We start from the raw sequence: 19214 nt of genomic DNA on the forward strand, positions 1-19214 counted from the left end.
GGGTGGGGTAAAAAACTTACGACTCCTGCAAGGACTGCTATATTATGAGGTCTGGTTAATTTGCCATAATTGGTTCGCAGCGATAACTGAAGTCATGACTGCGAACCAATTATGGCATTTTTTACTGAGTTTACTTTAACAGTTCAGCGATGCGATCGCCAACTCGCAGCGCATTTGCCATAATTGTCAGCGTCGGGTTAACCCCTGAATTGGAAGGGAAAAAACTGCCATCCACAACGTAGAGATTCTCAACATCGTGGGTGCGGCAATTCACGTCAAGCACTGAAGTTTTGGAGTCTGTACCAAACCGACAAGTGCCGCATTGATGACCTACTGATTGTACCGGCATCTCGGCGCGAGGATAAAGGCTAAAAGGAATGACGTGCTGGGCCGAACGGTGGAGGGATTTGACTACAGATGTCCAGCGGTGAATTAGCCGATCGCGCGCTTCGGTATTGTTCGGCGTATAATCCAAGCAAATTCGATCGCCCTCCACCCGAACGCGATTGTTTGAATCTGGCAAATCTTCTGTTTGCAACCACCAACCAACCGATCGCTCAGCAATCAAATGCCGCTCGTATTTAGGAATCAATTTTACCAGCGGAGCCATCAGCGCCGGAGCCTCAGCCGGCAGCATATCAGCTAACACATTGCCCGTATTTTGTACCATACCCATTGGATAAGGAAAATCCGGCTCTCCCCAATAATAATCATTGACAGCAATAGTTTTTTGAAAGTTAGCTGCATTCACATCTAAGTGCATAGCAACTAAAGCAGTTGCCAGGTGTTTCATTAAATTTCTGCCCACCCGATCCGAACTATTTGCTAATCCCTTGGGGTGCTGTTCGCTAGCAGATTGCAACAACAAAACAGCCGAATTAATCGCACCGCAGGAAACCACCACAATATCGCCTGTAAATTGCTGTCGTTCCCCTAAAATTTCGGTTTCTACCCCCGTCACTTCTCGCCCGGATTTGCTGGTATGCAGCCTCAAGACTTTGGCATTAGTTATTAGGGTGAAATTAGCATATTTTTCGCGGGTTGGCCGAATCGCATTCACATCCGCATCGGCTTTCGCACCTACTAAACAAGGATAGCCGTCAAAGGTATCGCAGCGAATGCAAGGGCTGTTTGTGCGATCGGCTTCATTCAGCTTTAATCCTAAAGGTAAATGAAACGGATTGTAACCGAGCGATCGAATATCGTCCGCGAGCACCTGCATATCAGGTTCGTGGCTGACAGGAGGATAAGCATAAGGTTGGCTGCAGGGCGGTTCAGTCGGATCGGTTCCCCGCTCTCCACGAACGTCATAGAGTGCTTCAGCTTGCGTGTAATACGGCTCAAAATCTGCATATTTGAGCGGCCATTCTGGAGAAAATCCTTGTTTGTGAATTACGCGATCGAAATCTCGTTCCCGCAGCCGCAAAAGAGCCGCACCATAAACTTTTGTATTGCCGCCAACCCAATAACCAGTCTGAGGTCGAAACTTTTTACCTTCCCGATCGTACCAGCACTCGTCCGTGTGATAGCGCTCTTTTTGATAAACTTCCAGCGCGCTCCAATTTGCTTTTTCCCTGGGCAAAAAGTCGCCTCTTTCTAGTACCAAAATCTTTTTACCAGTCGGTGCGAGACGGTGAGCGAGCGTACCTCCGCCCGCTCCCGTGCCAATAATAATGATATCGTAGTGGTTCGCAGAATTTACCATTGCCTAATCTTTTCTAAATTGTGCTGGTTTGGGAATAATTTCCCCTTAACTCACTGATTCAATCTTACCCAGAAATTCAGGAATCACAACTGTATCCATAATGTGAATTACACCGTTAAGCTGTTGTGCATTTAAATTGTATATTTCGACTATAGCCATCCTAAATGAGTCGTAAACTTTTTACCCCACCCCAACCCTCCCCGTTCTCGGGGAGGGAGTAAGAAATTTACAAATGATTTAGGATTGCTATATAGATCAAAAATCTTCTCCCTCCCTCCCCATCTCCCCCTCTTTACCCTGAGCGAAGTCGAAGGGCGCCTCTCCCCTTTGGTTATAATCGAACGGACAGGATCTTAAAACTTTAATCAAATCCCGCATATTTTCCAGCAAAAATTATACCGTTCCCGATGGCACATTAGTAAACGCTTCATCAGTCGGTGCAAAAACGTTCAACAGTTGACACTTTACAAATCATTTTACAGTAATAAAACTTGAAAGTGCCAACTAGATTTTAGCTGCGATCGAGCAATACTTGCCCCGCATTAATTTGGATGCGAAACAGGCTGTAAGGTTTCTCGCGCAAGTCTTGCCCGTTATGATAGCTGGGGTTCCTATTCCACTGATCTACAGTAAAGTAGAGATAGCCATCTCGGGCAACAAACAGGCAATTCGGCCACAGCATTCGCGCATCGTGGGCGAGTGTTTCCCACGTACCATCAGGGAGGCGGCGCAAAATCGAATTGTTTTCGTAGTTTGTCACGTAAAGGCGATTTTTGTCGTCGGAAACCATGCCGCCAGAAGCGCCTTTTTCACCGTGATCGATGACTGTGGCGGCCACATTTTCATCAGGTAAATTTTGATTAACTAATGCTTCAATGCTGACGCTGTAAAGGTGTCGGCTTGCTAGGGGACAATAAAAGAGTCTTTGCCCGTCACCGCTGAGGGCAATGCCATCGCTGCCGGTGTGAATGTGCTTGGCCGGTTTGTTTGGATGCCGCACCATCATCGGTTGACCTTCGACTACGGGCAAAAAGCCGGGAATTGGTTTAGTTGAAGGATGGTCATTGAGTTTTCTCCAACTGTTTCCGGTGGCCAAATCTACGACAACAATGCCGTTAGGCCCTTCTTCCGAGGAGTCGGTAATAAATGCAATTCCATCCTCTCCCCAGCGCAAATCGACGCGCACGTCATTCAAGGTAGAATTGGCTGAGGCGACGGATTCGGGAAACAGAATTTTCTTGACAATACGATCGCCATTCAGGTCAATTCCCACCAGTTTTGGGCCGCCGGAGGGAACTGAATTTTGCTTGATTTTTGCATGATCTAACAGCCAAAGGCGATCGCGCGCGTCGATGGTCATGCCTTGAACGCACAGCAACTTTTCTGAGGGCGAAGATAAATCTAACTTGTGGATTTCTGCATTGGGGTAGGGAACAGGATTGCCGTTTTTTTCTAGCGGCTGTTTGAGTTCCGCAACGGTGAATTCTACATCGTCAACCAGTCGGGGATAGCTGATGAAAATTCGCCCTTGCTTGGATACCGCAACCCCGATCGGCATGGCATCCTCGAATAGCGTGATTAACTCTAAATTGCCAGCAGATTTGTCTGCTGGCAGTGAAGGCACAGCGGCCATAGATTTGGTTGCGGCTAAGTTCGCCATTGCACTAATCCTATTGAGAGTTTGAAGAATTTAAAGAAGCAGAAAATTTGACGTTGATTGTATCTAAAAAATCTCTGCCATCCTGTTGCTATTTACAATAAAAAATGGGTGTCAAGGCTCCCCCTGTAGGCTGCAAGGAAAAATTCATTTCCTTCGCTGACAATCTCTTCACGCTTGAGTCCGAGGTAACTGTCAACTGTCAATTGTTTGCTGTCAATTGTTGCAAAACTTGCCCAGCCCACGAATAAACCTGTTTTGTTTACCGAAGTCTAGGTTTTTAGCAAGTATTTTGGTTGAAAAACTGGGTTTTGCAATACCCCTTCGCAATTCCTCTAGTTAATTGAGAAAGTGGCTTTTTTAGAGATTTTCATGGGTTCAAATTTACATTGTTGATGTTTTGTTTATCTCTATCGAATGGATGAGATTAAATTTATACCCAAAGACTGATTAGTATTTAACCGATTGTTGTTTAAGGATAAGAAGAACGTTAAAAATAATATAAAATATCAATGTCTGAAGTCATCAATATTTATGACGATCGCATGAAATTGCTTTTGCGCCCTGATGCTTCACTCCAGAAAGTTGTCAGCGGTGCCGTCTGGAGCGAAGGCCCGGTTTATTTCCATGAAGATGATAGCGTGGTGTGGAGCGACGCTCACGGCAACCGCTTGCTGCGCTGGAGTCCCCGTGAGGGAATGAGCGTTTTGCGCGATCCCTCCGACTATCAAAGCGGCAATTACCGCGATCGCGAAGGTCGCCTTGTCTCCTGTTCGTCGGGTTTGCGCGCGATCGTCCGGCGCGAACACAGCGGCGAATGGCAGGTGTTGGTCGATCGCTACCGAGGATCGCGCCTCAACAGCCCCAATGACTTGGTAGTCAAGAGTGACGGCACGATCTGGTTCACTGACCCCCCCTACGGCCTGACGCAGCCCGACCAGGGATACGGCGGCGAACAGGAACAGCCTGGATGTTTTGTGTACCGCTTCGATCCGGCGACGGGTGCGATCGATGCGGTGGTGACGGATATGTTGCGCCCCAACGGCCTGGCTTTCAGCCCCGACGAAAGCATCCTCTACGTGTCGGATAGTTCTGCTTTCAATATGCCCCAAGGGTACCACCACATCCGCGCCTATGATGTTGTAGCCGATCGCGCTGCAGACAACGGCCGGGTGTTCGCAGTCATCGAACCCGGTGAACCCGACGGGTTGCGAACAGACGAACACGGCAATATTTTTACAACTTCCAAAGATAGCGTGCAGGTGTACGCCCCCGACGGTACTCGCTTGGGGAAAATTCCGGTGCCGGAGACTTGCGCTAACCTGACTTTTGGGGGAAAAAAACGCGATCGCCTCTGGATCGCTGCTGGCACATCTTTATATGCGATCGATCTCAACACTCGCGGGTGTCAATAAAGCTGTTCTCGCCACCTGCAATAGACCTCTCCCATAATTCTTGTGGAACAGGCAGGATGCCTGTTTTTTACAAGCTTTTGGAACAGAAGTCTAAGAGATGTTTAATGATGTCCAATTTAGAATATCTCAATCGATTGGAAATGACAAAATGATTTACAAATTTGCTCTGGGTGTGGCGATCGCGCTGCTGTTCGCTCAAGTTTCACCTCATCTACCAGAACTAAGTTTCAAACTGCTCAGTTCACTCAATCCTGTGTTTCTAGTCGGCTTTCCAGGCTGGGCGCTTTTATTGTTGAGAGTGGGTGTTGGCGGATTATTCTTGCTGCACGGCTACCCAAAAATCACACATCTTCGAGAGTGGTCGGATTCTCTGAAAATGCCGCTGTTTCTTTGCTTTATCTCAGCAGCTTCCATGTTGGCTGGCGGAGTTTGTCTGATTCTGGGATTTCTGACGCTATTAGCAAGTCTGCCGATTCTCGGTTCTATGCTGTTCGCGATTTATTTAGATTTATCCAAAGGGTTGCCTTTTGTTGCTAGCGATCCCTATTTAATTCCCCAAGGGCAGTATGAAGGGCCAAATGGCAAGGGCGAACCGCCAAGCTGGGAGAAAGCTTTTATGTACTGCTTGATGCTGGTGGCGATCGCACTTTTAGGGCCTGGTGCCTATTCGCTGGATGCTTTGATTTTTGGAGGATAAAGAACCTGCAAGCGAGCTCGATCGGCAAGTATTACAAGAGCAGATGTCTGTTTCAAAAAGTGGGAGGGGTTCACTTCACCGCAAGTACGATCGCCACCTCGGCCGAATCAAACACGCCCGCGATCGAACAAACAGCCTTTGTGACTCTACAACCGCCCCGGAAACTGTTGGCGGTGCCGGCATTTGCATCTGCAAACGCTCAAACTCAAGTTCGCGCCCGCACACCCGGTTTCACTACCAGCAACCAAAAATTACAACTCTACCTCGTGGCAGATAGTACGAACAGCTCAATTTTTGGGATACTAGAAACTAGCACTCAACTTATTATCTGAGGAACAAACGTGCTGCTATCAAAAGGCTTTGAAGTAGAAATGTATACCGGCACGCCCCAAGGTGAGGTTGTCGGTCTTTCCGATCGCATAGTCGCCGATTTAGAGGGATTTGTCCGGGAGCCTGATAGCCGCAATGTGGAGTACACGACTGCCCCGCTGTGCAGCTACGATCGCCTGCTGTGCGCCCTAGTCAAGCCCAGAGTCCGGCTGCGCGAGTATCTCAAACAATTGGGCGACTATACCTTGCTGCCTGGGAGTACCCTATCTCTCGGCGGGAGCGATCGATTTTACCGCTCCGATCCCAACAACCCCTACCATACCTACATTGAGCAAACCTACGGCACCAAAGTCGTTACTGCCAGCATTCACATCAACATCGGCATCTCCCAACCAGAACTGCTGATGCGCGCCATCCGCCTCGCCCGCGTCGAAGCACCGCTTTACCTTGCCTTGAGCGCCTCTTCTCCGTTTCTCGACGGCGAAGTCACGGGCTACCATTCCACTCGCTGGGGTTTGTTTCCCAAAACTCCCGCCGTCGTCCCCCTGTTTGAAAGTCACAAGCATTACATCCAGTGGACTGAAGAACAGTTAGAACTCGGCACCATGCAAAATGTCCGCCATTTGTGGTCTGCTGTGCGCCCCAACGGCGATCGGCGCCCCTACTGTCTCAACCGCCTCGAACTCAGAATTTGCGACCTCGAAGTCAATCCTCTGGCTTTGTTGGCCATCACTGCCTTGTTAGAAGCTCGCATTTGGCAAATGATGGAAGACCCCAGTTTAGACCCCTTGCAACTGAGCACCTTGCCGGCGGCTACCCGCAACCAAGACTTAGTTGCTCTCACAGATGCCAACGAAATTTCTGCATCCCGGCAAAGTTTGGATGCCGAACTCATCCACTGGCAAGATGGCAGAAAGATTTTGGCACGAGATTGGATTGAGGAAATTTACCAGGAGGTGTTGCCTCTTGCCAAGAAACGCGGCTTTAGCTGCTTTCTCTCGCCTCTCAAAAAGATTCTCCGGGAAGGTAACACCGCCCAGCAATGGTTGAAGCTGCACGAGGACGGTTTGGACACCCGCAGTATTATTCTCCAAGGGATTGATGGCATGGCTCACCAAGAATGGGAGCTCGAAGACAATTTGTGCGCCCAGTTAGTTGCCTAAACTATCTGCCATTCCCATCGCGGGGGCTTCTCGCTAGCCCCTGGCTGTCCGTACTCGGCCCACTATTCCCATAGCCCGAATTTTGGGAGAATGAAAAATTTGCCAAGCACAGCCCCAAAAAACAAATCAGAATATTTAATCAATCGCACTTTACAGAGGTTATAACTAAAAGCTATAACTGCTATCTACTTTTAGGTATATTTATACTTCTCCCCATAGCTGTCTTTTGCGTTTTTAATTAGCTTCATGCCCCAACTTGTCTTGATTCACCCGCAAATCCCCCCGAATACTGGCAATATTGCCCGCACTTGTGCTGCTACAGGCACGGAACTGCATTTAGTCGGCCCGCTGGGCTTTGAAATTACCGATCGCTACCTGAAACGCGCTGGCTTAGATTACTGGCCCTACGTTAACCTCCAATGTCACGAAGATTTGCCGGCTTTTCTGGCTTGTCGCCAACAGCGAGGGGGGCGATCGATCGGATTCAGCACTGGCGGGCGATGCAATTATGCCGAATTCCAATTTCAGCCAGACGATTGGCTGATGTTTGGCTCGGAAACTGTAGGCATTCCCCAATTCGTCTTAGATGCCTGCGATGCCACAGTTTTTATTCCCATGAGCCAGCCTGGAGTTAGGAGTTTGAACCTCTCTGTCAGCGCCGCTGTGGGTTTATTTGAGGCTAAACGACAGTTGGGGGAACTCGGATAAATCTCGATCGACACCTACATACACATATAGATATTTAATCGCTGCTAGGGGCTGCTAAACCTTGATTTAAATATAAGAAATTTGTATCAAAGCGGTGAAATTCTAGATAGCTTTGATTAATATATTTTATTCATCCCAAAACATATTGTTATCAGCAATACAAAATTGCTCCCTAGATGATTAAGCCAGAAAAACAGAGGATTTCAGCGACTTAGGATACCAGGGATCGCCGTATTGTGCCTTGCTGCTATTGATATCTAGTAAATATACGGTTGTAGGTTGTCCGGAAATTAGCATAAAGTCGGATAATAGGTGAGAATCTTAGGCCGTGCCGGAACGCAAATTTTATTTGTTCGTTCCAGCTATTGCGGCGTAAGGCTTGTGGGTGTAAATTCAGCAGGTTTGACCGAGAATTTGAAAATTAATTACGGTTCGAGCTTGTCTAAATTTAAAAAGCAAGGTAATCTTGCCTAAGCATGATAGCTGTCAACAATCAAACAAAATATTTTTGGTGGTTGTTAAATTCAGCGTCATGGAATACCCTTGAGTGTTTCCAAGGACAGTTAGCGCTTCTCAGTAGGAGGTCGTTTTTTTGAAACGAACATATCCCCAAATTAAGCCTGTTCAGGCTAGTGAAATCGACGGAGACGGTTCATCAGAACCGTCCAAGCAGACAACGCTCAGCACTGGCAGAGTTCGCTCTCTCGCCACGATCGGGCTGGCAATATCTGTAGGTGCTTCAGGCATCCTGCTGCCGAGAAATGGAGACAGCGCTCGCGCGTCTGAACTCACAACGGCAGCAAAATCTACCGCAGAAGTACAGCCAGTTTCGGCAAATGCACCCGCTACCTCGGCACAAGTTGACGGTTCCCGGGCCGAACAGGCAGGGGTTAAGGTTCAACAGGGACAAACCCTCTGGGAGTTGTCTCGGGACTATGAAGTTGCACCGAAGGCACTAGCAACTGCCAACGGCATCAAACTCGATACGGTGCTCGAAGTTGGCCAAGAACTCAGAATCCCGACTGCGATGGCAGCGGCTCAACAACAGAACCCCGGCAATACTGTCGCGGTCGATCCCGAACAAAAGTTAAATCTGACTGGCTCCGAGTCGTTGGATAGTGCAACTTCGTCATGGCAGCCAAACTCCGCGCCAGACCAGGAGACGATATCGGCACAAAGCTCGATCGAAGACCCTAACGCAGACTGGGCGATAGACAGTCTGAAAAAACAGGAAAACCGCACCACAGCATCAGGTCGGCCCCTGTCGGAGTCCTCGGTAAGAGCAAATTCATCTATATCTGCTGTAACGACTCTGGCATCCCCAGACTCTCCTACTCAGACAGCAATTCCAGACCTCAATACTACACCAGTAATTCTCAATGGCGGTGTCGGTCAAGCAGGTTATGGCGATCGAGCATTCGAGTCCATTGAACAGTCTCTGGTAACACCCGGTTTGCCTTCGGCTGTGGTAGTCCCCCCCGCAGGCAGTACCGCCGCGCCAGAAACGGTACTGTACAGCGTGCGTCCGGGAGATACGCTAGATGCGATCGCCAAAGGTTACGGCGTATCGCCCAAAGAGCTGATCGCAGCCAACAAGCTCGGCAACCCCAACTTGCTGAATGTAAATCAACAGCTAAAAATTCCCCAAGTTGGGTCAAATAATCCAGCGGTGCAGGCGGCAGCCTCTGATTCTGCCTCCTACTCTAGATCTCTGCAGTCAGCAGCTTCGGTTCCCGCATCTTTGAACCAGAGTTCCTCTACCCCGGAAAGAACCGACTCGATAGTTGCAGCATCCGCTCCTACAGCGCCTGTTGTCTCTCCCCTAGGGAACTTGGAAGGCCTGAACAATATTTCAGCGCCGATGGTTCCCAAAATCAACAGCATTTCGCTAACTCAAGTTTCTCAAACTATTAGCGACCCCGGTAAACTGGAGCTTCAAGGCGAACCAACTTTTACAGGTGCCGTTGACACCAGTGCCCTGCCTCAGCCAGCAAGTGCAACTGCTACCGCCATCGCTACGGGAGAATACCCCCAGCCGGTCAGCTTTCTGCCAAATGCTAGCACCCAGGGTTTAAATGCCGCTCCCGCTAGCACTTTACCTGAGTCGAATTCCGAGGCCCGTCCCGCAAGTCAGGCTCTCAACCCTTATGCCGAACGCTTGAGGGCTGAAGTTGGCAGGCTGCGAGAGGAATATCGCGCCGAACGCAATTCGATCGGCCCAAATGCAGTCTCCCTAGCTCCAACTGAGCAGGAGACGACTTTCGCCTCGACCAACCCGTCTCAGGAACTCCCAAGTGTAAATCCTGACCTCTACACTCCCGAGTACGCTGGGGCTGTGCAGAATGAAATCAGCAGACCGCCTTCGAGAGATTGGTCAGAGCAGGTTCAGAAGCAGCAGCAAGAGCGTTTTGACCCGGCTCGCGCCGCCGAACTCCAACCGATCGACCTGATGCCGAACTCTAGTCTGGATCGGCCTGTGGTAGCAACGGCTCCTTTGGGTGCCGAGGGTTACGACCCCCTGAGCAACCCGTCTTTGGGACGCATGGTTTCTCCAGAACTGCCTCCGCTTTCGGGCGCTGATACTTATCTGCCTAACGGCAAACAACGGTCTGCCAACGGGTTTATTTGGCCGGCTAAGGGCGTTCTCACTTCTGGCTACGGCTGGCGTTGGGGACGGATGCACAAGGGAATTGATATTGCAGGGCCGATCGGTACGCCAGTTATGGCCGCCGACAACGGGGTGGTTACCTATGCACAGTGGAACGATGGCGGCTACGGCTATCTGGTGGAAATTACCCATGCAGACGGCTCAGAGACGATCTACGCCCACAACAGCCGAATTTTGGTGCAAAAGGGTCAGAAGGTCGCTCAAGGCGAACAGATTTCAGAAATGGGCAGCACCGGCTTCAGTACCGGGCCGCACGTGCATTTTGAAGTCCATCCCGCCGGACAGGGCGCCGTCAATCCAATGGCTTTTCTGCCTGACGATAGCTCTAGCGCTTCTAGGTAATAACTGGTCGGAAGTTATGGGTTTTGAATCATTATCAAAACTCATGACTTTGACTAGGAGTTATTAGAAATAATGTTGGATGGCAAGCAGCCATAGCTCGCCATACCATGCTACGATAGTAAATCGTGAAGTGAATTTGGCTCAGTGGCGCAGTGGTTAGCGCAGGGGACTCATAAGCCCAAGGTCGCAGGTTCAAATCCCGCCTGAGCCATCATTTCATTTAAAAAACCGCGTTCTCAACATTGAGAGCGTGTTTTTTTGATTTTTTGACAAGATACTTGTAGTCGTTATGACTATGATATATTTGTAACAGTTCGTAAAAAAGGAAACAAAATCTATGACAAGTGAATGCCTCCGGGTTGGTCAAGCTGCACCGGATTTCGCAGCAACAGCCGTAGTGGATCAGGAATTCAAGACAGTTAAACTGTCAGACTATAAAGGCAAAAAGTATGTAGTCCTGTTCTTCTATCCCTTGGACTTCACCTTTGTGTGCCCGACTGAGATTACAGCATTTAGCGATCGCCATGAGGACTTCAAGAAAATCGATACCGAAATCCTCGGCGTATCCGTTGACAGCGAATTTTCTCACCTCGCTTGGATACAAACAGACCGCAAATCAGGCGGTATCGGGGACATCAACTATCCCTTAGTTGCTGACCTCAAAAAAACAATTAGTTCCGACTACAACGTCCTAGACCCCGAAGCCGGTATTGCCCTCAGAGGTCTGTTCATTATCGACAAAGAAGGCATCATCCAACACTCTACTATCAACAATCTTGCCTTCGGCCGCAACGTAGACGAAACCCTCCGCACGCTGCAAGCTATTCAACACGTCCAGTCTCACCCCGATGAAGTTTGTCCCGCAGGCTGGCAGCCCGGTGACAAGACTATGACTCCCGACCCGGTTAAGTCCAAAGTATTCTTTGCTGCGGTCTAACTTCATACTTTTGAGTTCTAGGGGCGGTGCCTGTGAGTGCCCGCCCGCTTGGTTTTGAGTTAAACAGTTTTTAATTCAAAACTCAAAACCTTCCCCCCAATTCCCGATTCCCCATTCCCCATTCCCAAATTAGGAAATATGCTGACTTCTACAGATTTTAGCGGCTTGTTAAATCAGCGGTTTTTCCAAAATTTATTGCCTGTTCCCGCCACTAATGTTCTGAAGCTGGGACAGATAACTCCTGATTTTGAACTGCCGGATATTAATAATGGTAAATTGGTGCGACTGTCGAATTATCGGGGCGATAGACCGGTAGTTCTGGCTTTTACGCGGATTTTTACTGAAAAGCAATATTGCCCTTTCTGTTTTCCTCACATTAAGGCTTTGAATGAAAGCTGGGAAAAATTTGCCGATCGCAATATAGAATTATTGATGGTCACCAGCACCGACGATCGCCAAAGCCAAATTGTGGTTAAAGATTTAGGCTTGAAAATGCCCCTGCTTTCCGATCCCGGCGTAAGAGTGTTTCGCACTTATCAAACCGGTCAAGCTTTGGGCGCTCCTTTGCCCGCTCAGTTTGTTTTGGATCGAGATGGAAAACTGCTATTTAAACATTTGTTTTCTTTCATCGACCACAATGCTAGTGTGGAAACTTTGCTGAAATATTTCGACAAGCAAGAAGACGGCAATACCCTATCCTAATACTTTGGTTGAAAAACCCGGTTTCTAAATACCCCTGCTTCCGCGAACTATTGAATTTTTTTAACCGCAGGTACACGCAGGTGTACGCGGTTATTTTTATGTTTGGCAATAAATCATATAGCGGTTCTCAAAAAAGTGAGGTATGCTTTTAGGCCCGATGCTTTTAGGCCCGATGCTTTTAGGCCCGATGCTTTTAGGCCCGATGCTTTTAGGCCCGATGCTTTTAGGCCCGATGCTTTTAGGCCCGATGCTTTTAGGCCCGATGCCCCATAGTACCTCATCTTTCGCTTCAAAGGCTATATCATGTCCGGCCTACAACCATAACAAAAAGCGTTCGTAGTGCCGAGACCCACACTACGAATAGGGACACGATATAACTCGTTGTGCCAATTCTCAGGGCGGAATACTCCGATGTTCGATCGGCATTAATCTAGACTATAGCTGGAATGTAGCTAGCACCAGTTTAAGCCGATGTCGTCTCCCAAAGGTCGATCGAGTAAAATTGAATTCAGCGTCTTAGCCTCGCACCCTGAGTTGTTGACAGGTTTAGATGCGTGGCTGCGGCTGGGCTTGATCGAGCCCGCTGAGGTTGAGCAATTGTGCCGACAATATTTAGTTTGTCCCCTGCCCGAACCCTCAAAGGATCTCGCCCCAATTACTCAATCAAAAATACCCCCTCTCTCAACACAAAAAGCATTACCCAGCACCGCTAAAAACGTTCGAGAGCGCGCAGAAACAGCTCGCACCCCTAATTTTGTCGCTCAAATTTTGCACTCGTTCATAGCCGAAATTAGCGTCGTGTGGCTGTTATTTTTAGGAGTGTTCATGGTAGTTGTCTCCTCTGGAGTCTTAGCTGCTAGTCAGTGGGAAAGATTTCCGGCTGCCGGACAATATGGAGTTTTGTTAGCTTATACTTTAACATTTTGGGCGATTAGCAGTTGGGCTAAAAAACAGGCTAATTTGCACTTGACTGCTCAAACTTTGCAAGAAGTAACGCTGTTACTGGTGCCGATTAATTTTTGGGCGATGGACACTTTTGGATTGTGGCAATATCCCTGGAATTGGGCCGTAGCAATCGCCGCTGCACTTATTTTGACTTGGATAACGCGCGGGATTATCAAATCTCAGTATGAAAGCTTATCGGGTAAAAACGTCACTTGCTCGATCGCCCTAAATCATTTGGGATTGAGTTATTTGCACTGGGGTTGGGGATTTGTAGGCTTTTCCCTAGCTGCAGTTTATTTGGGTACCGTCGGAACTACGGCGGCTGGTGTTTATCAAGTTCAACAACAACGCTTACAATCTGTCCGACGCGGGGGAAACGCTGAAACCAGCGGCGATGGTTTTACTTCCAGCCCAGATTTTATGACTTACAAAAAAGCTGCTTTAGTAGCCTATTCTTTAGGAATTTTACTAGGTCGGGCGATATTTGTCAAGGGCGTAGATATCGCTCAAATGGGTTTAGCTTTGGGGATTTGCGGCGTGCTTTTAGCATGGTTAGATTGGCAGCACCCTCTCGCATCTCGGACTATTATAAACAATATATCCGATAACCAAAATCCCGGCAGCTTTTTTAACTGGCAATTAGCCGGAGGGGCTTTATTAGGTTTGGGCTGGCTGGTTTGTTTTCGCGAAATTCCCCTACAGGCGATCGCAGTTAGCGGATTGGCTATTTGGTTTTTTTATAGCCGCTTAGTGCGATTTTGGCAAAAGTTTGATTTGCTAATGCTTGAAGCGGCAGGAATTCAAACGATTTGGCTGTTTTGGCGAGTTGTTCCTTTAGGGATTAAAACACAATTTTCTACATTTTTAACTCAGCTTACCAACTCTGGGCAAACTCCTTGGGTTTTGTGGGGTGTTTTGCTCTTGCCTTATTTAATTTTAACCGCAGGTGTGGCGCAGTGGCTCTACCGATCGCGCAAGTTTCAACTTGCCCGTTTTGGTGAAAATCTGGCTCTTGGTTTGGGCAGTATTTTAACTGTTGTTAGTTTCGTCAATCCTTTTTGGCGATCGATCAATTTATTGGTTTCTACTTTAACTTTAGCTTGGATTGCTTGGAAATACGTCATCCCCGATAATTCCCGGCGATTCTCAATCCCAGATTCGGCAGTCGATCGCCAGCGAAATCCGGCATTTTTAGTTTACCTGACTCACATTCTGGGTTTAGGCGCGATCGCTTCGACAATTGACTTATTTTTGCCTAACCAAACACCCCATATTTGGGCAGGAATTTTATTGATTTTTATGGCGGCTGAATGGGGATTTTTTGTCTGGATGAAAGCCGCAAATATCCGAGAAAGTTCGGCCTTTTTCCGCTGGCACCCTGCATGGTTTCAAAGTTCTTGGAATCTAGGTTTAGGATTAGCGGGATTCAGCTTTATGTTGCTCTACAGTAATTTGCAGTCTCCCTGGGGTTTGATTTGGATGGTGGCACCTTTGGCTTTGACTGCTGTTGCTAAATATACTGATTTTCCTCACAAACAAGTCGCCAGTACCTGCAGCGCGATCGCCGTAATTTTAGCGCAATTTCTCATTTTGAGTTTCCCCGGATATCAGTTAATCGCTTTGGGTTTGGCTGCTGCGCTGATGTTAGTCAATACTTTCTATTTGTTAGAGGTATCGGCGGCTGCAATTTGTGTCGGATTTAACTTGGGTTTTGTAGCGGCGGTAATCGATCGATTAGGTTTTGTATCTGGTTGGGCTTGGGGAATTGCTGGGGCGATCGCACTTTTGTGTCTCTGGTTGTTTCGCAGCACGATTGTTCGTGTTTCCAGCCGTTTCCCTCAGCCTTCTCGATTAGCTCAAATTTACGATCGAGCTTTAGATGGTTGGGCCGTATTACTCGCTAGTTTGCTGTTAACAACTATTACTTTTTATTCTTTTGAACTCTACGCACGCACTACCTTCAATTTATCCGCCTCTGCTGAAGTATTGGCTGCTACTTTGGTAATCATGGCTGCGATTGTTTTCCGAAGTTTGCACCAACTTTCGCCTCTGGCAATTTATGCTTTGGCTTGGAGTTTGGAGTTGCTGACAGCAGTCGGTTTGAGTTTTGTCGATCGCACTGCGATTAATTTGGCTGTAGCGAATATTGCGATCGGGTTGTTTGCACAATTGATGGGCGATTGGTGGCGGCGCCGCAATTCCGACAATCGCACAATTTTACCCAGCATTCACGTTATACCTTTGGTTTACGGGTTGTTGGGTTTGATTTTGCGATCGCACACTTTTGCCAACTGGACTGGTTTAACTGTGTTTGGTGCGTCTTTAATTGCGATCGGTATTGGTAGGCGCGAGCAACAATTCAAACCTCTGGTTTATTTAGGATTAATCGGCATCTCCGCATCCGCTTACGAATCCCTACTATATCAACTTTCCCAAACACCGGGAGGCTCTTTTGGCGACGGTTTAATTGTGCTGGCAACCCTCGGTACAACTTTAACCTATATCTATCGCATTTTGTCTCCTTGGCTCAGCAACTATTTGCATTTAACTAATGCGGATTTAAAAATATTTGCTCACCTGCACTGGGTTTTGAGCAGCGTACTCCTAATTTTTGCTTCTACCAACGATATTAAATCTGGGATAAATTTAGGATTAGTCACCGGTGCTTTATTAGTGCAGTACGCTTTCTTGCAAGGGCGAAATAATCTCGATCGCCAGTGGGCAGAAATTTGGATTTACTTAGGCTGGCTAGAAGCCTTTGGCGTCCGGCTTTATTGGATAAATACGCCTTTAGTCAAGTACATTTCCGGGCCGTTGGGGCCGTGGAAAGTTGCTTTCGCTTCTTTATTTGCCTATTTCATTTACATTTTACCTTGGGATAACTGGGGTTGGTCAAAAAAACCTTGGCAGATAATTGCTTCGCTGATTCCCGCAGTAGCTATTTTGGAATCTCCGGCTAAGTTTTATCCGATTAGCTGGTTGATAGCTGCCGCGTTTTATATTTTCCTAGCTTGGGAAAAGCAGGAAGTCCGTTTTACCTACGTGAGTGTGGCCATAATTGACTGGCTATTGTTGCAGTGGTTTGCACAAATGGGATTGACTCAGCCTGAATACTACTTTACTCCTTTGGGGCTTTCTTTCCTTTATGTTGTTCAGTTCGTCAAGCGTAGCTATCCCGTAGGGAATCGCGCTTTGCAACTACCAGCCCAAAAAACCCTGCGCCACACTCTGCGAATCCTCGCCACGGCGATGATTTGCGGGATACCTCTTTTGACTCAGCAAAGCCACGGTTTAGTAGCGGGGGCTTTTAGTTTGCTGGCGATTGTGGCTGGTTTGGCGCTGAGAGTGCGGGCGTTTTTGTTTGTGGGGACAGGAATTTTCTTAATCAATGTTTTTTATCAGTTAGTAGTGCTGATTTTCGATTATCCGCTGATTAAATGGGCGATCGGTTTAGCTTTTGGGATTGTATTTATCTGGATTGCTGCTACTTTTGAAACTCGGCGCGATCGCATTTCTGCTTTTGTGCAGCATTGGGTTGTACAGTTCCAATCTTGGGATTGAATTTTCCGCAATACACCTCTTCGTTTCATTCCCTCGCTCTTCTTCAAAGTATCTGCGTTAATCTGCGTTGATCGGCAGGGCATCTGCGGTTGCTCTATCAATCAAAGATTTATGCACTTGCTCGTCTAATCAAATCCTGTTGCCCCGGAAGAGCGGGTTTACCAAAACTATAATTTTCTGCGATAAAATGTAAAAAAAACGCCCTTTTTTTTTGGGGTCAAAGGCTTGACATTCCCGGCTTAAAAAGGTATTATATGATAATGGGAGTGGTAGCAATTTTCAAATTCAAGCCACCAGTTCCATTATCTAAAATATACCTTAAAAGTCAACTAAAATCAATAGGTAAAAACACTTTTTTTTGCGCCGCGACTTGAGAGTCTAAATTAACAAGAATCAGCAAACAATTATAGGCAAAGGTGGGCAGAAACCCACCGTAAAGCAGAGCTATTAATTGTTTAATCTAACTCTGGATCGCCAGGTCGATCGAACACAATCTCAAAGATTCCCGATCGCACAAACTTGCACAAAGCCCTTAAATGGTCATCTGCATCTTGGCGATTGCAGAAACGCGCAACAGCGTGATTTCGAGCATCAGGCAAAACCCGCACAATCACCCAAGGTTTGGCATAATCCGGCTTTAATAAATCAGGTGTTTTCGTGAGTTGCAGATTATCTTCTGGCTGTGCAGTTACTTGCCGATTTGGAGAATGTGCGGCAATTATCTGGGCACCTGCTTTTCGTAGAATGTCGAGGTAGCTGGCGATGAGACTACCCGTGAGGTTGGCCGCCAACTGTTCGATTAGATGGCCAGCTAAGCTTTTGACCTCTTTTTCCTGCAACAGCACCCGCTGCGCGTCGAAATCGGCGTCAGAGTAGCTGCGGATGCAGGATAGGAGTTGTGTGATGCCGAAGTCGTCTAAAGCTTGTTGGTAGCCGCGAGAAAATTCGCTTCCGTCGCTGGAAGGTTTTATCATGGTAATAGCTCTCTTTGATTTTTAGAGCCACAAGCCAGCGACGAACTTTCCTAGGGCGCGCGCTGGCTTTTGACTTTTCCGAGTATAGCGCAATATGCAGCATATTTACAGCATATATGTAGCAAAATCGACAAAACGCTGTAAATATATCACACTGACGATCGGCTTAGATAAGAAAAAATCAACCTCTGATGACGAAACGCCTATCAACCTCCATCGCAGATGGAATTTATGACCAACTTCAAGATTGGGCAAACGAGGAACGCCGTTCAATCAGCGGCTTAGCAGCATTCCTTTTGGAGAAAGCTGTGAGAGAGCACCAAGAAAAGATCCAAAAACAGCCGCCACCCTCTAATGAAAAGCAGGACTCACAATAAAGTTTGTGCGAAATCATTGGCGGGAAACTTGCAATTAGACAGAAATTCAATCTCTGATGACGAAACGCCGATCAAAATATTTAGCAGACGGAATTTACACTCGCCTTGAGGAATGGACTAAACAAGAAGGTCGATCGACTAGCAATTTGGCAGCATTCCTGTTAGAGAAAGCTCTTGTAGACCATGAGGAGAAACTGCTAAAACAGCAGTCTTTGTCTGATGAGAAGCAGGGGCAGCAGTAAAGTGGATGCTCCCATAGCCCGCAATCAACTGCGATCGGCTTAAACAAAACTAAATCTCCGATGACTAAACGTTTAACCACTTATTTAGCAGCAGGAATCTATGACATCTTTATACGACAAGGACAAATGGAAAAATGACCCTTACTTTCGATCGAGCTAATTATAGCAATTTGCTGGCAGAAGTCGCTCCACGGGCGATCGAAACCGAGGAAGAATACGATCGCCTCCTAGCAGTCGCAGAGGGGCTGACGTTCGCCAAAAACCGCACTCCCGAAGAAAAAGCTTTACACAAGTTATTGGTAACGCTCATTGAAGTTTACGAGGCTCAAAATTATCCGATCGACAAATCCGAACCTCACGAGATTTTGCAACACATCATGGAAGCCAGCGGCACCCGTCAAGCTGACGAGAGTGGGCATCATTGGATCGAGTGGCGTAGTGTCTGAGGTTGTGAATGGCAAGCGGGCAATTAGCAAAGCACAAGCTAAGGCACTAGGCGATTATTTTAAAGTGTCGCCTAGTTTGTTCATTTAATATGATGTAAATGCCAATTTTCAACACTCATAAAGCAGTCTTCCGTAGGGTGTGTCGCTATCCACAATCTTTAATAAAGACGGCTAATTTAATAGCGACGCACCTGGTAGGTTCAATGAATCAAGAAGCCCGCCATTTTTTTAGCAAGCTTTTTTATTGGTCATGAAATGTTGGATTTGTTTGTTGACACATTGACAAAAATAAGGTGCGTCGCTATCAGATTGCCGCTTTTTTTGAGGATTGTTGATGTATCCGCA

At 47.4% G+C, this 19214-nt stretch carries 15 protein-coding genes and 1 tRNA gene; 13 read left to right on the forward strand and 3 right to left on the reverse strand.

Going from position 1 to position 19214, the window contains the following annotated elements; translation table 11 throughout:
* Positions 1 to 130: 130 nt before the first annotated feature.
* Both AACV78_RS25395 and AACV78_RS25400 read right to left on the reverse strand, forming a co-directional pair.
* Positions 131 to 1705 (reverse strand): GMC oxidoreductase, encoded by a 1575-nt coding sequence (locus AACV78_RS25395; RefSeq protein ID WP_194013135.1) that lies wholly within the window; start codon positions 1703 to 1705, stop codon positions 131 to 133.
* A gap of 511 nt (positions 1706 to 2216) precedes the next feature.
* Positions 2217 to 3365 carry an L-dopachrome tautomerase-related protein gene (locus AACV78_RS25400; RefSeq protein WP_194010374.1) on the reverse strand — a complete coding sequence of 383 codons (1149 nt, stop codon included), beginning with the start codon at positions 3363 to 3365 and terminating at the stop codon, positions 2217 to 2219.
* 509 nt (positions 3366 to 3874) lie between these two features.
* Between AACV78_RS25400 and AACV78_RS25405 the strand changes: the two genes are divergently transcribed.
* The 10 genes from AACV78_RS25405 to AACV78_RS25450 all read left to right on the forward strand — a co-directional run bounded on the left by AACV78_RS25405 (position 3875) and on the right by AACV78_RS25450 (position 16830).
* The gene (locus tag AACV78_RS25405; protein ID WP_194010375.1) at positions 3875 to 4777 is read left to right on the forward strand and encodes an SMP-30/gluconolactonase/LRE family protein; all 903 of its coding nucleotides are present in this window, start codon (positions 3875 to 3877) and stop codon (positions 4775 to 4777) included.
* 148 nt (positions 4778 to 4925) lie between these two features.
* On the forward strand, positions 4926 to 5474 hold the full coding sequence (locus tag AACV78_RS25410; RefSeq protein ID WP_194010376.1) for a DoxX family protein: 549 nt from the start codon (positions 4926 to 4928) through the stop codon (positions 5472 to 5474).
* A 59-nt stretch (positions 5475 to 5533) separates the two neighbouring features.
* The gene (locus tag AACV78_RS25415) at positions 5534 to 5806 is read left to right on the forward strand and encodes a hypothetical protein (RefSeq protein ID WP_194010377.1); all 273 of its coding nucleotides are present in this window, start codon (positions 5534 to 5536) and stop codon (positions 5804 to 5806) included.
* Positions 5807 to 5815: 9 nt separating this feature from the next.
* Positions 5816 to 6967 carry a glutamate--cysteine ligase gene (gene gshA, locus AACV78_RS25420; RefSeq protein WP_194010378.1) on the forward strand — a complete coding sequence of 384 codons (1152 nt, stop codon included), beginning with the start codon at positions 5816 to 5818 and terminating at the stop codon, positions 6965 to 6967.
* 246 nt (positions 6968 to 7213) lie between these two features.
* Positions 7214 to 7675, forward strand: coding sequence for a tRNA (cytidine(34)-2'-O)-methyltransferase (locus AACV78_RS25425; RefSeq protein WP_194010379.1), 462 nt, complete (start codon positions 7214 to 7216; stop codon positions 7673 to 7675).
* A 592-nt stretch (positions 7676 to 8267) separates the two neighbouring features.
* Positions 8268 to 10685 carry a peptidoglycan DD-metalloendopeptidase family protein gene (locus AACV78_RS25430; RefSeq protein WP_194010380.1) on the forward strand — a complete coding sequence of 806 codons (2418 nt, stop codon included), beginning with the start codon at positions 8268 to 8270 and terminating at the stop codon, positions 10683 to 10685.
* Between the two features lie 138 nt (positions 10686 to 10823).
* Positions 10824 to 10896 (forward strand) — tRNA-Met (locus tag AACV78_RS25435).
* Positions 10897 to 11022: 126 nt separating this feature from the next.
* A complete protein-coding gene (locus AACV78_RS25440) occupies positions 11023 to 11622 on the forward strand; it encodes a peroxiredoxin (RefSeq protein ID WP_194010381.1) in 600 nt (199 codons plus the stop codon).
* 138 nt (positions 11623 to 11760) lie between these two features.
* Entirely contained in the window at positions 11761 to 12324 is a 564-nt protein-coding gene (locus tag AACV78_RS25445; protein ID WP_194010382.1) for a peroxiredoxin family protein, read from the forward strand.
* A 471-nt stretch (positions 12325 to 12795) separates the two neighbouring features.
* On the forward strand, positions 12796 to 16830 hold the full coding sequence (locus AACV78_RS25450; protein ID WP_194010383.1) for a hypothetical protein: 4035 nt from the start codon (positions 12796 to 12798) through the stop codon (positions 16828 to 16830).
* A 455-nt stretch (positions 16831 to 17285) separates the two neighbouring features.
* Here the strand turns inward: AACV78_RS25450 and AACV78_RS25455 are convergent, their stop codons facing one another.
* Positions 17286 to 17804, reverse strand: a complete 519-nt coding sequence (locus AACV78_RS25455; protein WP_228042448.1) for a hypothetical protein — start codon at positions 17802 to 17804, stop codon at positions 17286 to 17288.
* A gap of 191 nt (positions 17805 to 17995) precedes the next feature.
* Between AACV78_RS25455 and AACV78_RS25460 the strand changes: the two genes are divergently transcribed.
* The 3 genes from AACV78_RS25460 (at position 17996) to AACV78_RS25470 (ending at position 18869) form a co-directional block, all read left to right on the forward strand.
* Complete coding sequence (locus AACV78_RS25460; RefSeq protein WP_193975303.1) at positions 17996 to 18181, forward strand: ribbon-helix-helix domain-containing protein; 186 nt, start codon at positions 17996 to 17998, stop codon at positions 18179 to 18181.
* Positions 18182 to 18237: 56 nt separating this feature from the next.
* A complete protein-coding gene (locus AACV78_RS25465) occupies positions 18238 to 18423 on the forward strand; it encodes a ribbon-helix-helix domain-containing protein (protein ID WP_194010384.1) in 186 nt (61 codons plus the stop codon).
* A 134-nt stretch (positions 18424 to 18557) separates the two neighbouring features.
* Positions 18558 to 18869, forward strand: a complete 312-nt coding sequence (locus tag AACV78_RS25470) for a helix-turn-helix domain-containing protein (RefSeq protein ID WP_228042449.1) — start codon at positions 18558 to 18560, stop codon at positions 18867 to 18869.
* The last annotated feature ends 345 nt before the right edge of the window (positions 18870 to 19214 follow it).

The organism is Tychonema sp. LEGE 07196 (assembly GCF_963890365.1).
Taxonomy (GTDB): Bacteria; Cyanobacteriota; Cyanobacteriia; order Cyanobacteriales; family Microcoleaceae; genus Microcoleus.